This is a genomic window from Bradyrhizobium agreste (assembly GCF_016031625.1).
In the GTDB taxonomy this organism is placed as follows: domain Bacteria; phylum Pseudomonadota; class Alphaproteobacteria; order Rhizobiales; family Xanthobacteraceae; genus Bradyrhizobium; species Bradyrhizobium agreste.
Window position 1 is genome coordinate 487,007 of the sequence record NZ_JACCHP010000011.1, and the last position, 17,561, is coordinate 504,567.

The 17,561-nt window shown below is 65.8% G+C and carries 1 protein-coding gene; it reads left to right on the forward strand.

The window, feature by feature from the left end:
* Nucleotides 1-368 precede the first annotated feature (368 nt).
* A partial coding sequence (locus HZZ13_RS19260) for an LEPR-XLL domain-containing protein (RefSeq protein WP_197961095.1) occupies nucleotides 369-17,561 on the forward strand: 17,193 nt, incomplete at its 3' end.

Genomic DNA, 17,561 nt, shown 5'->3' on the forward strand with positions numbered 1-17,561 from the left:
TTGCATCAGACGCCCATTCGGGCGAAGGATATGCGCCACGCCACGCAAAATGCTGGTTCGGGTGCGAGGGCACGCCGTTCCCGCGCTGGCCGTCAGCGCTCTTCGATAAACCTGCTGCGCTCGTTCGCCAAGCCGCCTCGCTGCGATAGCAGCGATCCGCTACCCGTGTGCATGAGATCGCTGAGCCACCTCGACCTCTACCACTGATTGTGCAGTATGCCCTCACGTTACAGTTCGAGGAAACCACAACTTTTTCGGGACGCGGCCCGTCACAACCGGAAATATTCATCGCTGCATCATTAATGTTTCATTAACCTTCGTGACGATGCCGCCCGATCCAAGGGATCGTCCTGGGGAGGGGGGTCATCATGTTTGCTGCAGGCGACGGACGGATTGCCTATCGTGCCCGACCTGTCCGCCATCGGCGTCTGCAGTCGATGGCGGCGCGGCTGAAGGTATCGGCATCCCGCTTCACGCGAATCCCCCATAGCGGTGTCACGCGGCTGGTCTTCGATCCTCTCGAGCAGCGCCTGCTGATGAGTGCCGACGTGCTCGGCATCGATCTCGCCGCTACCTTGTCGCACCAGCAGGATCACGATGTCGTCGTCCGCATGGTCGACGACAGCCAGGCGTCTCAGCAGACGTCTGCCAGCGTTCAGCGTGTCGAGATCGTCGACCGCGGCAGCGCGACGGTGCTCGCGTCCGCCGACCTCGCCCAGATCGGCTTCGTGGTGATCACCGGCGGCGCCGGGAACGACGAGTTCACGATCGATGCGGACTCTTTCGCCGGTTACGCCACGCCGAACTTCTCGTTCTTTGGCGGCGGCGGCGAGGACAGCCTGTTCCTGGGGTCAAGCCAGGCGGCGACCTGGCAGTTGAACGAAAACGGGCATGACACGATACACGGTGCGGTCACGGTTGACTTCACCGATGTCGAGACGCTCGACGGCGGCACCGGCACCGATACGCTGGTCGGCCCGACTGCCGATACCAGCTGGCTGATCAATGGAATGGGCGCCGGGCGCGCCGGTGCCGTCGTCTTCAATGGATTCGAGAACCTCGTTGGCGCTGCGGGCAACAAGGATACCTTCACCATTGCGCCCGGCGGTGGCGTTGCCGGTACGATCGACGGCGGAGCGGGCGGGTTTGACTCCTTGGTGCTTGATGTCGGCACCGCCAACAGCGTGGTCTCGACCGCGACGGCGCCGGATGCCGGCACTATCTCCTTCGACGGCAGTCTCGTCACTTATAAGGGCCTTGAGCCGGTCACCATCGCGGGCACGGTCGCCGACCTGACCTTCGATATCGCCACCCTGTCCGGTGGAGCCGGTCACAACGTCATTCGCCTCTCGGATACCGGCACGGCGACCGACGGGCTGGTGCTGCTCGACAGTGTCGACGGCAAGTTCGAGGATCAGACCTTCAGCGCGCCGACGCACTCCCTGACCATCCGCGCGACCTCCGGAACGGACTCGATCGAGCTCGCCTCGCTCGACCGGAGTTTTGCGGGATCGCTGACCGTCAATGCGCTCTCGAGCGCCTACGACCCGTTCGACCAGGGCGGTCTGCTGCCGGGCAACAACAACATCGACCATGACAGCGTCGTCAAGGTTACCGGTGATCTGCAACTCCATGGCGGTGCGCTCAATCTTGCTGCCGACACCATCTATGTTGGCACCGTCGGCGAGCAAACCGGCACCACGGGGACATGGGGAGCGAACCAGGAGCACACCGGCGTCGCCGCGAGCGGCGGAACGGGCAGTGGCGCCATCGCAACCATCGTCACGGATGCCGATGGACATGTCAGCGCCCGGCTGAGCGGCACCGGCTCGGGCTACAAGAGCGGCGACGTGCTCACCTTCGCGGATCCGGCCGGTGGTGGCGGCACCGTGAGCCTGACCTTGCGCAACGCCGCGGACGGAACGGCGTCGATCTCTACCGTGCTCGCCGGCGGCAATGCCGGCGACATCACCTTCGGTGTGCAGAAGACGAACGCCGACGGCACGACCTCGTATGGCGGCGGCCAGAAGATCGCGCTCGGGCCGAAAGCCTCGCTGCTGGCCGACGCCGACACTGCGCACGGGCACAAGGCCGGCAAGATCACCATCGGCGCGTCCGATCTCGCCAATCGCTTCGTGAGTTGGCCGCTCGACTTCACCTCCAAGAACGCGACGATCGATATCGTTGGCGCGACGATCAGCGGCGGTTCGGTCAAGATATCCGCGAGCGCAAAGGATACGGCGCTCGCCAGCGACGTGCCCGACGGCATGAACGGCTTTGTCGGATCGATCGCCGGGCTGCTCAACCAGATTCCGGGCGTCCTGATCAGCGCGCTGACCGGATTCGACTTGTCCGTGATCCTGCGCGGCGCGGATGCCAAGATCAACGTCAACGACGCTTCGATCCATGCCGTCGGCGCGGTCGACATAAAGGCGTCGACGAAGGTGGACACCCAGGTCAACGCAATCGCCAGCAAGATCGGCAATGGCGGTCTCGCCGCCTATACCGGGCTAGAGCTTGCCGCGGGCTACGGCATGGCCAAGAGCGACGTCGAAGCCAATGTCGGCGGCACCACGACCATTACCGCGACCGACAGCGTCACGATCTCGGCGACCGGTGCGGTGTCGGAGAAGACCACGGCACGGGCCTCGTCCAACCTCGACACCAGGACCATCAATCCGAAAGCCTCCTCCGTCGCGATCGCGTTGTCGCATACGGACCTGACAGCGCTCGCGACCGTCGGCAGCGGGGTCACCATCACGTCGACCGGCGGCAACGTCAACGTGCTCGCCAACGGCACTACCAAGACGTCTCCCGACGCCAGCACCCTCAGCCCGGTCGACGGCCGCGCCGGCGTCGGCGTGGCGCTCGCGTTCGAATTCGCCAATGTGAAGGCGCGCGCCGACGGCACCATCACGGCGGCAGGTACGCTGGTCGACACTAGCACTGGCACGCAGGTGTTCGGCGCCAGCAACGTCGATATCGCCAGCGACACCATCTACATCAAGGATCACGGCTTCTCGACAGGACAGTTCGTCACCTACACGCCGTACCAGACTTACGCCGCGCCGATCGACGGCGTCACGGCGGGCCTCGCCCAACCGGACGTCCAGGCCAATGCCATCGACGGCCTCACCAAGGGGTCGACCTATTCGGTGATCGTGGTCGACAAGGATCACATCCAGCTCGCCAAGGAGCCGGCACTGGCGCTCGATGCCATGGGCACCGATCCCACCGCGACCCAGTCGCTGAGCCAGGTCAAGTCGACGTTCTTCAACCTCGACGCGATCGATGTGGGCGCCGATAAGATCAACATCGCCGCGCATGGCTTCCAGACCGGCGACCAGGTGCGCTATTCGGCCGGCGGCAACACCGCGATCTCCGGACTGTCGGACAATGCGCTGTACACCGTCAACCGCGTCGACGATGGCGCCTTCCAGCTCAAGGATTCCGCCGGCAATGTGGTGCAGATCGCGCAAGGCAGCGCGCTCGGCGAGCAGAGCTTCACCCGCGTCTCGGACAGTCACAAGGCGAGCGTAACGCTGGCGTCGATCGACCCGGCCACGCACCGGATCAGCCTGCCCGGTCATGGCTTCGCCCTCAACACACCGATCGAGGTGAGCTACCAGTCGCTGGCTGATGACGGCATCAACCCGATCGGCGGGCTCGCCAACGAGCACAAATATTATCTCTACGCCACCGATGCGAACTCCTTCGAGCTGCGCGACGAGACCACCAACCAGGCCGTGAACCTGAGCGATCCGGGCGGCCCGGCGACGCACGCGTTGTCCTACATTGCCACCGTCCTGACCTTCCATCCGACGACGGCGGTCGATGCCACCGCGAGCACGATCGCGGTGGATCCGACGGCGCTTGCCAACCTCAAAGACGGTGATCCCGTCATCTATGGCGTCGATCCGACCAAGTCGACGACGTTGTCGACGGCCTTCAATCTCGACGCCATCGACGCGACCGCCCACACCATCACCATCGCCGGCAACGGCTTTACCAATGGAGAGCAGGTCACCTACGACGCCGGCGGCAACACGCCGATCACGGGACTGGTCAACGGCGCGACCTATACGGTCATCAAGATCAACAACGCCGACGACGCGTTTCGGCTGCGCGATTCCAACGGAAACATCGCGGCGGTCGCGCAAGCCAGCGCACTCGGCCTGCACACGTTCACCGATGCGGCGAACCAGGCGAGCGCGAGCGTCAACCTCGCCCGCATCGACACCGCGACCAACCGCATCTACGTCGCCAATCACGGCTTCACGGCGACGGCTGCCAATCCGCTGCTGGTCGACTATTCGGCATTGTTCGGCGGGACCGCGATCGGCGGCCTGACCAGTGCCGGCGACGGCGCCACAAGCCAGGGCCAGTACAATCTGGTGGTCGACGACGTCAATTCGTTCGAGCTGCGCGACGTCAACACCGGCGTCGTCGTCCACCTGACGGATCCGGGTGTCTCCGGCATGCATGTGGTTGCCAACCAGCACACCTATCAGGCGTCCCACGGCAATGTCGGCAATCTGACCCAGGGCGACACCGAGATCAAAGGCCTCACCTCGGGCGAGACCTATTATGTGGTCAAGGTCGATGCCAGCCATATCCGGCTGGTGGACGATCCGAGCCTCGTCAGCGCCGTCAAGCCGATCGATCTCAAGAGCCAGGGCGGCCTGCCCCTCACTGAGAAACACGGCCTGTCGGCCAGCACCGGCACCGAAGGCATCGGCGTGCAGGCGACGCTCGCCTCGACCACGCTGAACAAGGCGAAGCCCGAGGTCGGTAGCAAGTTCAACCCGACCAAGTACAAGGACTTCCTGTCCAAGGCCGACGTCTCGCTGGCGGCCTTCTTCGGCGCGGCGAACGTCTATGATTCCTCGCGCACCGGCAAGACCGTGGTGCAGGATCAAAACGGCAACAACGTTCCCGGCAAGGACATCACAAATGACGGCCTGAGCGCGGGCGGCGCCATCGCGGTCAATGTCACCATCAACAACGTTACCGCCACTGTCGGCTCGACAGCGCACCTGCAGAGCGGCGCCAATGTCGAGGTGCTGGCCTCGAACACCCAGAAGAACCAGCTCATCTCGCAATCGGATGTGTCCAAGTCGAAGACCAAGAATCCGGACGGCAATGCTAAGGCTGTCGATCTGTCATTCGCGGTCGGCTATTATCAGAACGACACCGAGGCGACCGTCGAGAGCAATGCGGTGATCGACGCGCGCGCCAATGTGATGATCGATTCCGCGCTATCCTATCCATTCCTGATCCTGCCCGCCGACCTCGTGCTGGGCATTCCCCAGGATTTCGTCAATCGTGGCGTCAGCGCCTTGACGGATCTGCTCGACGGCACGCTGGGTATCAGCTCGAAATTCATGAACACCTGGGTGATGGCGCGCGCCAAGGCCGCCGAAACCACGGCCACGTCGTTCAGCGGCTCGATCGCGGTCAACGTCTACCAGAACACCGACAAGGCGGTGATCAAGTCGGGCGCGCAGATCAATCAGATGGCGCCATCGGCGAGCTGGACACCGCTGTCCACCCAGTCGGTCTCGGTCACCGCCGAGACCATGATGCAGTTCGCCGAGATGGCCGGCATCGGCAAATGGTCGCTGAGCGAAAGCCCGTTCGGCAAGGGCTATTACGAGAAGAAGACGGCATCCCAGCTTTTCAGCGGCGGCGACGTCGTGGATTTCTTCGGCCGCTCCGGCTCGAAGGCGATCGGCGGGTCGATCCTGGTCGATGATATCGAGAACACCGTCTATGCTCGCATTGAGGGCGACGCCAAGGTGAGGACCGGCGCTGCCGGAGTACTGACGGTCAATGCCAGCGAGGACATCCTGCGCATTGCCATCGCGCAGTCCGGCGGCAAGACCGATGACGGCGGCCAGTTTGCCGTCGCCGGCAGTGCACTGGCGTTGCGTCAGCGCAGCGACGTCGAAGCGGGCCTGGTGGCGACCGCCACGGCCGGGCCGACCATCAGCGGCGGCGGCGCGCTGACCATCGGCGCCACCACCGGCGGCACCGAGGTCGAAATCGCCGGCACGATCGTCATGGCCGGCAAGGGCTCCAGCGGTCTCGGGGCCTCGGTCCTCGTCAACGATGTCGCGCGCGAGGTTGACGCCTTCATCGGTGCCGATCCGAGCGGCAACAACGATCCACAGGTGACGGCGGCCGGCGCGGTCAATCTGGATGTCGGGACCACCACTCTTACTGCGAAGACCAGCGGTACGTGGGCGGTCATCGCCGGCGCCGCTTCCGTTCTGACCGGTCCCTCCGGCGCGCCGCAGAATCTGGCCCAGTCGCCCGACGATCCGCTTGATGGCATCGCGCTTCCGGCGCTGTTCGAGGAGGGCCCTGCGGCCAGCAGCATCAAGAGCGGTCTTGGCTTCGCCGGCAGCGTCGGCATCAATGTGATGCGCGACAGCGACCTCGCCTATGTCAATGCGCGCGGCACTGTGAAGACCAGCACGCTGTCGCTGGACGCCGAGAACACTGCCGTGATCGTCGCCATCACCGGCGGCGTCGCGGTGTCGCTCAATGCCAGCACCGGGCTCGGCGGCGGCAACGCCATCGGTGGTGCCTTCTCGCTCAACCAGATCACCGCGGACACCGAAGCCTTCATCGCCGACCGCCTGGCCGCGTCGGGCTCGCCCGACGGCAACGGGTTGACGGTGCAGAGCCGGGCCGCCGATAGCGCTGGTGTCGACGAGATCTCGATCACCGCGAGGCGCGGCGGCACGCTCGCGACCTTCTCGGCCGCGGTCGCCGCCAATACCAACGAGCAAGGCAATGCCTATGCCGGCTCGATCTCCATTAACCGGCTGGTGGACACCACCAAGGCCCTGATCGATGGCGCCAGCGTCAGTGCCAACGGCAATGCCGTTCAACGCGCCAAGAACGAGGCGCACGTTATCGCCATCGGCGGTGGCGGAGCGGGCACGGCTGGTGCCAAGGGCGTCGGCTTCTCGCTGGCCTTCAATCAGCTCAGCGCGTCGACCACGGCTGGCGTCGACGGCACCATCCGCCGCGCAGCGCTAAATCTCGGCAGCACTTACTCGGCCTCGGCGATCAACGATCAGCAATTGTGGGCCTTTGCCGTGTCCGTCGGCGTCGCCAGCGGCGGAGGGCTCGGCAGCACCGCAGCCGCCTTCACGCTCGGCATCAACGTCATCTCGACCGACCAGAAGATCTTCAGCCGGGACAATTCCGCGCAGATTCTCGCCACCATCCGCAATGCCGACGTGACCGCCTCCGGCGTCAACCTCGAGGCCAAGGACAATTCGGTCATCTACGCGGTGGCGGGCGCGATCGGGGTCGGCGCCCAGGGCAATGCCTATGGCATCGGCCTCGGCTGGAACCAGGTTGCGCTGAAGGTGCGCGCTACCTTCGATGGCGCGACTATCACGGCGGGCGCCGGCGGTATCAGCCTGACCGCCCATTCCACTCAGGACGGACCGATCTCGTTCGCCGGAAAGATCGCGGCAGCGGCGGTCGGCGGCTCGAAGGGCAACGGGACCTCGGTCGGCGGCAGCCTCTCGGTCAACGGCACCTACAACACGATCGAGGCGGAAGCGCTCAACGGTGCACATCTGACCACCACGGCGGGTGGCGATGTGACGGTCGTGGCGAGCGACGAATCGACGATCAACGCGCTGACCGGTGGCGTCGCCATCTCCTCGACCAGCAACGCCGTCGGTGCGGCGATCGGGGCCAACTACATCGCCAACCAGGTCACAGCCAAGGTCGATGGCTCGACCGTGTCGTCCAACGGCAGCGTCCGTGTCGAGGCGGATGAGAGTGCCGCGATACACGCGCTCACCATAGGCGGCGCCGGCGGCAACAACGTATCCGTGGGCGCCTCGGTGTCGATCAACGTGGTCGACAACACGGTGACCTCGGCGATCGTCGGCGCGACCTCGAACGTCTCCGCCCGCAACAATGTTCGTGTGATCGCCCACGACACGGCCAACATCGTCGCCATCGCCGGATCGCTGGCCGCCGGCGGCCGCGTCGGCGTCGGCCTGTCGATCACCAATGTCACCATTCTCGACACCACCAAGGCTTATGTCGACGGCGCCGCAGCTGTGTCGGCCAATGGCGTGACGGGCAGCTTCACCGACGTCCTCGGCGCGACCCATAGCGGCGTATCAATCGAGGCCGAAGCGGCCGAATCCGTCGTGATCATCGCCGTGGGTGGTGCGTTCTCGAGCCAGGGGGCCGGCACCGGCGCGATCACGCTGACCTATATCGACGTGACGGCGCAGGCCTTCGAGGATGCACCGAGCGCAACGCCCGCCGCAGGCGCCGGGATCACCTCTACGCGCGACGTGGACATCGCCGCGCACGGACACCTGTCGCCGGTCGGCGTCGCCGGTGCGCTCGCCGGCAGTAGCAATGTCGGGGTCGGCGCTGGCGCCGACGCCGGCTATGTCAGGCGCAAGATCGAGGCTTCGATCGGTGCGGGTGCGGCTGCGCATGGCGACGACAATGTGATTGTCGCCGCCGGCGGCGACGTCACGGTTACCTCGGTGTCGGCCGCGATCGCTGGCGCGGGTGAGGGCGCTGGTGCACTGACGGCCGGTGTGTCGGTGCTCGATCTTACCGCACGGGCCTTTATCGGCGACCATGCAACGGCCAGCTCCGACGGCAACGTACTGGTCTCCGCCGAAGACGACACCACCGTCAACCAGGTGTCTGGCAACATCGCCGCGGCGGGCACCGGGGCGGGCGGCATCGCCGCCGGCGTCGGCGTGGTCACCAAGACGACCGAAGCCTTCATCGCGGCCGGCGCCAATGTGACGGCGCTGGCCAAGTCCGGCAAGTCCGGGATCGTCGCCAACACCGGTGATTTCGGCGCGCCACAAGGCGGGACGAACGCGCAGGCGACCGGCATCACCGATGACTTTAAGGCATCCGACGTCGACTACGCGGCCGACAGCGTCCATGCCGGTGGTCACGGCCTTAGCACCGGCCAGGAGGTCATCTATACAGGCGAGTCCCTGGCGCTCGGCGGCTTGCAGACTGGCCAGCACTACTTCGTCATCCGGATCGACAACGACCATTTCGCGCTCGCCGCAAGCCACGGCGCAGCACTCGCCGGGACGCGCATCGACTTCACCGACAACGGCATTGCCGCAACCACCAGCCACGTGGTGCAGACGCTCAACAACACCGGCATGCCCTCGATCGACAACCAGGCCTTCAACGATCCGAGCGTGTCGCAAAACCGTGACCGCACGCCGCTCGAGGCCACCCAGACCGGCGTCGTCATTGTCGCCGTGAGCGTCAATGATCTGACGAGCGCCGGTGTCGGCGTCGCCGTTGCCGGCGAGGGCTCCGGCTCGCTGGCGGGATCGGTGACCGTCCACGACATCACGACCCGCGCCTATATTGACCAGGGGGCGAAGATCAACGCCGGTGCGACCAACAGCACCGACGCAGGCACCGGCCAGAATGTGCTGGTGGCGGCCGGGCGGTTCTATAACGACCTGTCGATCGGCGGTGGCCTCGCCGGATCGGGCGGCTTCTCGGCGGCGCCGGCCTTCGCCGCGCCGGTGCTGAAGGGGACGACCGAAGCCTTCATCCAGGGCGCGTCAGGCGGATCCAGCTACGACACGGTGGTGAACGCCAGGGGTGACGTCGCAGTGCGCGCGCGGGCGCTCGCTGATATCATCAGCGTCGCTGCCGGAATCGCCGCGGCGGGTGAGGTCGGGATCGCAGGCTCGGCCGCGGTGATCGTGATCGACACCACGAGCCTTGCTTCGATTTCTGGCGGCGTGCGCGTCGCCGCTGGCGGCAACGTCCTCGTCGCGGCGAAGGACGACACCACCACCTACACGATCGGCGGAGCCGTCGGCATCGGACTCGGGACCGGCGGCGGCGCCGGTGCAGTCGACGTCACGTCGATCAAGAAGACGACGCTGGCGACGATCAGCGACCACGCCATCGTCGATGCCAATGCCAACAGCGCCGCATTCATCTCGAACGTTCCGAACGGCACGATGACGACGGCAGGCGCCGTCAACATGAAGAGCATCCGCGGCGTCGCCGTGCTCGCCTCCTCCTCGGAGAAGATCGTTGCAGTCGCGGCCAGCCTCGGTGGCGGGCTCTACGCGGGCATCGCCGGCAGCGTGGCGGTGCAGTCGGTCGATTCCGACACAATCGCCAGCATCGGCACCGGCGTGCAGGTCAATCAGAACACGGCATCGACCGCCAGTGGCAGCCAGTCCGTCGTGGTCGCGGCCACCAACGACCTCAACGTCCTCACCTATGCCGGCGGGCTCGGCGTCGGCGCGGCCGGCGTCGGAGCCTCGGTTGATGTCGGCGTGGTGCGCAACGATACCCAGGCCTATATCGGTGCTGCCTCGGTGCGGGCGAAGAGCGACGTCGATGACTTCGCGCTGTCGCATTGGACGGTGAACTCCAACGCCATCAGCGCCGGCGCAGGCCTGGCCGGGCTCGGCGGCGGCATCGTCGTCTACGACATCGGCGGCAATTTCACCGACTCCTATTCGACGTCGGGCGGCAGCTCGGGGGCGCTCGACGGCGACAATTCCTCGGTGCTGTCCTTCGTCGAAAGCACCGTCGGCTCGCTCAGCAGCCGCATTGCCAGCAACGACCCGGCGCCGGCCACCTTCAATCCGGCACAGGCCGTGGATGGCAGCGCCGATACGATCGACCTCGGTACCGATCGCGGCCTCAAGACTGGCGATACTGTGATCTACAGCGCCGGCGGCGGCCAGGCGATCCATGGCCTCGAGGATGGCAAGGCCTATTTCGTGATCGTCGACGCGGCGTATCCGACCAAGGTTCGGCTGGCCACGAGCTACGAGGACGCGCAGGCCGGCCGCGACATCGATATCAGCACCGTGGGGACCACCGGATCGTCCCATCAGCTCAGCGCCGGCAGCGCGCAGCTCGCCAATGTCGGCCGCAACACCTATGCGGCGAATACCGCGGCCGGCCGGGTGGCATCGGCGACGACCACGACGACCGGCGTCACCAGTGGCACCACCGCCGGAATCCAGTCCGGCGCGGTGATCGATACCACGACCATGGACGTCGAAGCCGCGCAGCGCCTCGGGATGACCGCGCGGGCGGGCGGCATCGGTCTCGGTGCTGTCGGTCTTGGTGTCGGCCTTGCGGTGGTCAACATCGATGCCGACGCGACGGCCTATATTGCGCCGGGCGTGACCATTCGCGGCCTCAACGCCACCGTCGGCGATCTCAGCGTCGGTGCGACGCTGGATTCCAACGTGCACGTGCTCGGCTTCGCCGGCGCGCTCAGCGGCTTCGTCTCGCTGGGCGGCGCGGTGTCCTTCGTGACCGACCATTCGTCGGCCCGCGCGCTGCTCGGCGCAGCCCCGGCCGGCGGCTCGGACGACGGCCAGACCACCGAGACCTCCTCGGCGAGCAGCGCGACAGTCATCACCGGCTTCCGCAACGTGTCGGTCCGCGGCAAGGCGACTATCGAGCACGATCTCGCCAACGGCGCGTGGTCGGTTGCGGGCGTAGCCGGCCTCGGCGCGGCGGTATCGTCGGTGACCATCGACGGCACCGCGCAGGCCATCGTCGGCAGCGAAACCGAAATCGGCGCTGACGGCAGCCCGATCGCAGGAAGCCTGACGGTCGATGCACAGCGCGCCTTGACGATCGCGCCTTATGATTCAGGCCAGCCGATGGGGATCGCTATCGGCGGCGGCATTGTCGGGGTGGCGGCCGGTGCGACCCTGATCGACGTGAAGGGCACCGTGACGGCGCGGGTCGGCAGCGATGCGCACGTCCATGCCGCCGGCGACGTCAGCGTCCATGGCACCAGCACGATCACGGCCGATCAGCTCGAGGTCGATGGCGGCGCCATCGGCGGCCTCGCGGTGGGCTTCGTGATCGCGCACGCCACGTTCAAGCCGACCGTCGCGACCAGCATCGACAAGAATGCGGTCATTCGCGCGCGCGCGATCGACCTCGCGGCGAGCAACACCGCCAACACGAGGCTCAAGGGCAAGGCTGCCGGCGGCGGCATCCTGAGCGGGCAGGGCCTCGACATCGAAATGGAGCTCGATCCGAAGACGTCGGTCACGGTGGGCGATGGCGCCGATCTCGAGGCCACTCAGTCGGTCTCGATGACCTCGACGTCCAACGCGACCTCTACAGCCCGTGGCGATTCCGGAAATTACGGTGGGGTCGTGGTCATCATCGGCGGTGCCACTGACACGCACAAGAACGTGAACAGCGCGACGATCGGGACCAACGCCGTTGTCAGCGCCGGAACGACGCTGACGTTCCGCGCCGACAGCACCAACGACGCGGAAGCGCTCGGCGACGGCGGCTCCGGCGGAGCCGTCGCCATCATCCAGTCGCACACCACGACCAACGCAAGCGACGCCACGAACACCAGCGTCGGCAGCGGGACCCAGCTCACCGCAGGAACCAACCTGAGCATCGAGTCTCGCACCTCCAGCACTGCGCGGTCGAATCCGCACGCCAAGGCCGGCGGCATCGGCGCCGACACGGAGTCGACGGGCAACCTCACCTATGGCGGCTCCACCATCACCGAGATCGGCTCCGGAGTGCTGGTGCATGCCGGCAACAACCTCGACGTCCTGGCGCGGGTGACGACGCTCGATCTGTCGATCGACTCGGTTGCCACCTCGAGCGCACTCGGTGCGAATTCGGAAGCGCATGCCACGCTCGACGCGCCTCACGACACGCCGACCTCGGATGCCGAGGTGAACGTGCGGAACGGCGCGTCCCTGTTCGCCAACGGCAACGCCAATATCAAGGCGCGCCACGAGAGCATCACCAGCATGGCGGGCGCGGACGCGACCACCCATGGCCTTGGTGCATCGACCAATTCCTACGCCACCAACAATTTCAACGTCGCGACGCGGGTGCTGACCGAAGGCAATACCACGGTCCATGCCCGTGCATTGACGGTCGAGGCCTATGGCAATCCGTCCATCAACGGCTTCACCGACTCCTCGACGCATGGCGCGGTGATCGATACCGGCGACGACCACTCGTCGCAGACACTGGTCTACCAGCGCACGATCGACTTCAACTCCGCCGTATTCCTGTTCGGTCCACCATCGCCCGAGCTGGTGATCGATTCAAGCGGAGCCATCACGCGGCAGATTGGCATGGCTACGCCGGCCATCACTGCGACCGACATCATCATCCCCGACATCGTCAACACCTCGACGGCTGCGGGCACGGCAACCTTCTCCATCCCGGCATGGTCGAGCGATCCTACACCTGCGGGCTACAACAGCGTCGAGGGCGAAGATTCGATCAAGGGCAGTGCCAGCTTCACCTTCCTGACCGCCTTCGACCACGTCACCATCAGCAATGCGTCGGGCAAGAATCTCCAGATCGGTCTGATCAATCCGCTGGCCGCGACCCCGAATTTCGCCAGCAACCTCACCGTGAACGTGACCGAGAAGTCGCAATTCATCACCACGGCGACAGCGGATCCCGGTCACACCGTGATCACCATCTCCAACACCGCGACGGCAAGGCGGACCAATGTCACGCTGACCGATGCGATCCTCGACTCGCTCGGACCGGTGACGATTTCGACTGCCAGCGGCGACATCCGCAAGATCGGCGGCGGCCGGATCGAGGCCGACCATCTGGTGCTCACCGCGCCGCTCGGCGCGATCGGTGCGGCGGGCGCGGACCTACCGACCATCTCCAACCGTCTCGATGCCACGGCCCGCGACGGAATCTGGATTTCGGAGACCGGAGACCTCGCCGTCGGCACAGTCAGTTCATCGGGGGCGTCTGTCAACCTGGAGGCGACCGGATCGATCCTGGACGCCGACCACTTGGTGTCGGTCAATGTGTCTGGGCCGGTCGTTGTGCTCAATGCCGGCACCGGCAGTATCGGAGTTGCGAGCGACGCGCTGCGCATCGACGCCGGCCGCGCCGCCGGATCGCTAACGGCCACCGCCGGGACCGGCATGGCGCTGTCGGATGTCAGCGCGGGAGTGGGGATCAAGACGGTCACCACCACGAGTGGCGACATCGCGATCGGCACGGTCGACAGCAGCCTGACCGGCGAAGACATCGTCTTCGGCGCAACATCGTTCATGTCGGCGACCGCCGGGAAGGTGACGCTCGCGGCGGGCGACAACGTCATCGTTGCAGCCGGAGGCCGCATCAATGCCGGGCAGACAGCTGATCTTAGTGGTGATGTCGGCGACCAGGATGGCGGCGTCGGCGCGGTGCTCGATCTCGAGGGCACGATCACGGCGGCCGCGGTCGCGTTGCGTGGTGGCGCGGACCGCGACACCTTCCTGATCCGTCGCGTCGCCTCAGGTACGCCGACGACGATCTATCCGGTCAATTCGGAGGACACGATCCTGGTCGGCAGCCGTGCGTCGGCAAGCTTCGATGCCAATGGCGTGTTGCTGGCAGCCACCAATTCAGGCGGTGACCTCTCGGGCATTTCCGACAGCGTGACGATCGCGGGCGCTGCGGATCGGCTGGCCGAACTGTATCTCGACGTCACCGGCTCGGCCCAGGCGGTCACAGGCGACCTCGTCCAGGATGCCGTAACCGGCTTCGGCATGAGCGGCTCGGTTGGTTACAGCAGCATCCGCTCGCTGCGGATCGATCTTGGTGCGACTGCCGACAGCGTAAATGTGCGCTCGACGACCGCGGGCATGACCACCACGGTCAATCTCGGCGGCGGCAACGACAGCGTCGTGGTCTCCGGTCTCGACGGAACGCTCAATGCCATCGCGGGCGCGCTCGTTCTCGACGGCGGTACCGGAACCAACACGCTGACCGTCGATGACCACGGTGACACCGCCGCCAACAAAGGACTGGTCGGCGGCAGCAACGGTAACCAGATCTTCGGTCTCGGTATGGGCGATCCGGACCAGACCGCGATCAACCAGGCGGCCGGCATCACCTATGGCGATTTCGCGCATCTGAATCTGACGCTGGGATCGGGCGCCGATGATCTCACGATCGCGGCCACCTCGATCGATACCACCATCGACGCCGCCGACAGCGTCACGGACATGGTGACCATCGGCACTGATCTGAGGCGGATCAACGGTCACGTCCTGGTTCACGGTGACGGCAGCGACCAGTTTGTGGTTGCCTCGGCTGTTGACGCAGATCTCACGTTCGATCAGTCCAGCGCGAGCCGCGGCCTGCTCACCGCCGTCGGCATGGCCGCTTCGGTCGAATTCGAGAATGTCGCGGCCACGACCGTCAATCTCGGTGGCGGCAACGATCGCGTCACGATCCTCGGCACGGCAACCCCGGTGATCGTCAATGCCGGCGGTGGCGCCGACCAGATCGTGGTCGACGCGATCAGCCAGGCCACCGTGTTGAATCTCGGCTCCGGCGATGATGTGGTGACGGTGCACGGCTCCGGCGTGCCACTCACCGTCAACGGCGCCGGTGGCGGTGACGACATCCTCAATGTCGACCGCTCCTCGGTGACCTCCGTCCTGTCGGCGAGTGTCAAGGACGGCGCGCAGGTTGGCGAGGGCATTGTCACCGGGCTCACGGCCGGCGATATCACCTTCCAGTCGATGGCGCGGGTCAATCTCGCGCTTGGCAGCGGCAACGACACCGCGCTGATCAATGTCAGTGCGGCTATGCAGCCCTCTACTGTAATCGGCATCGATGGCGGCGGCGGCGACGATCTGATCGAGGCCAAGAGCGTCAGTTCCGCGCGCACGGTGGTCGACGGCGGCTCCGGCAAGGATACGTTGAAGGTCGATATCGACGGCGTGCCGGTCTCCCACCAGTTCGCTTCAATCGACAAGACCGTCGAGTATCTGGTGATCGACAATTCGAACAACCAGGATACCGCGATCGCCTGGACGCTGTTCGACACCGACCTCAATGCGACGACCGCGCTGTCGTCGGCGACGTCGATCATCTCGACCGCTGGTGCGGAATTGACCCGGATTCTCGGCGGACATAGCGGCGAGGATACGCTCACGGTCCAATCGACCACGCCCGCGGACGTCAACGCCAACATCGACAGCAACAGGATCGTGCTGCAGTCGGGGCTCGTGGTCGTCACGCAGGTGAACCCGGCGACCGACTTCGACACGTACCGCAACTACGACAAGGTGATGAATTTCGACGGTCTGGCCAGCGGGCAGACGAGCTACGGCAGCAACCACATCCAGCTCAGCATTACCAACGCCGGCGGCTTCGTCCGCTCGGATTCCATCAGTCCGGCCGCCCAGGCCCGGGCCGCGAGCGACGTGTTCACACTGCGTGCCGAGGATGCCAATCACAACGCCAATGGCGATGGCTTCGCGCTGTACTCCATCGAGCTCGCCAATATCGCGGCGAGCGGCACCGCGGTCGTGCATTTCACCGGCCACACGGTCACAGGCAAGACGATCTCCGCTGATCTCAATGTCGAGGCCGGCAAGGGCTTCCAGCGCTTCGAGCTGCCGACCACGTTCTACGCGCTGAAGGACGTCGCCTTCACGCCCGGCACGGACGTGCTCGTCGACAACATCGTCGCAATCGACGACTTGCCGAATCCGACCACGACGGTTGCGCCAGCCACTGTGCCGACCTTCACGATCAGCCAGAACCTATCGATCGACACCGACATTCAGTCCGGCAACTGGGTCTGGGTCAATTCGGGCAAGATCGTTGTCAACCGCAATGACGGTGGCAGCACGACCGACGACACCTTCGATTTCACAGGCGGTGGCTGGTGGTATCTCGGCTACGCGCAATCAGGCTTCTCGATCACGGCCAGCAGCGGCATCGTCTACGTGAATTTCGCCGGCGACTTGACCATCAACAGCGGTGTCACGGTTTCAGCCGCGGGGTCGAACGGACTTTCGTTCCAGGTCGCCAACAATGCCGACGTGCAGTCGGGAGTGACGTTTAACCTTTCCGCCGATCATCAGACCGCCGGCGCCGGTGGCGGTTCGGCCGGCGGTTCAGGCGGCGGCGGGGCAGGCGGCTACGGCGGAAGCTGGCCGGATGGCGGCACCAATGGCAGCAAGGCATCCGACGGTACGACCAATCTCTACGGCGCCGGCAATTATTCGTGGGGTCAGGCAAAGGGCGGACCTGCCGGCCAGGATGACGCCCATGGCGGCGGAGGCGGATACGGCGGCTGGAATGGTTACGGCGCTGGTGGTGGTGGTGGCGGCGGAGGCGGCGGTGCTCATGACGGCGGATCCCACGGCGGCGGCATCGGCGGCGACGGCGGCTGGGGCAATTGGGGAAGCTGGGGCAATTTGGGCGGCAGCGGCGGCGCAGGCTTGAACAACAGCGGCGGGAGTAGTGCCGGCAGCGGCGGCGCAGGCGCCGGCGGCGGTCAAGGCGCCGGCGGATCCGGTGGTCTGGGCGGCACCGGCGGCTACGGCGCGCATGACTTTGTGAACGGCCAGTGGGTGACAGACTACGGCACCGGCCAGAATGGCACCGACGGCAAGTCCGGCAACGCGCCGACCGCTCCGGGCGGTGACGGTGTCGGCGGCACCAATTCGACCACGGGCGTCTCGATCTCCGGCGGCATGGGCGGCGGAGGTGGTGGCGGCGGCGGC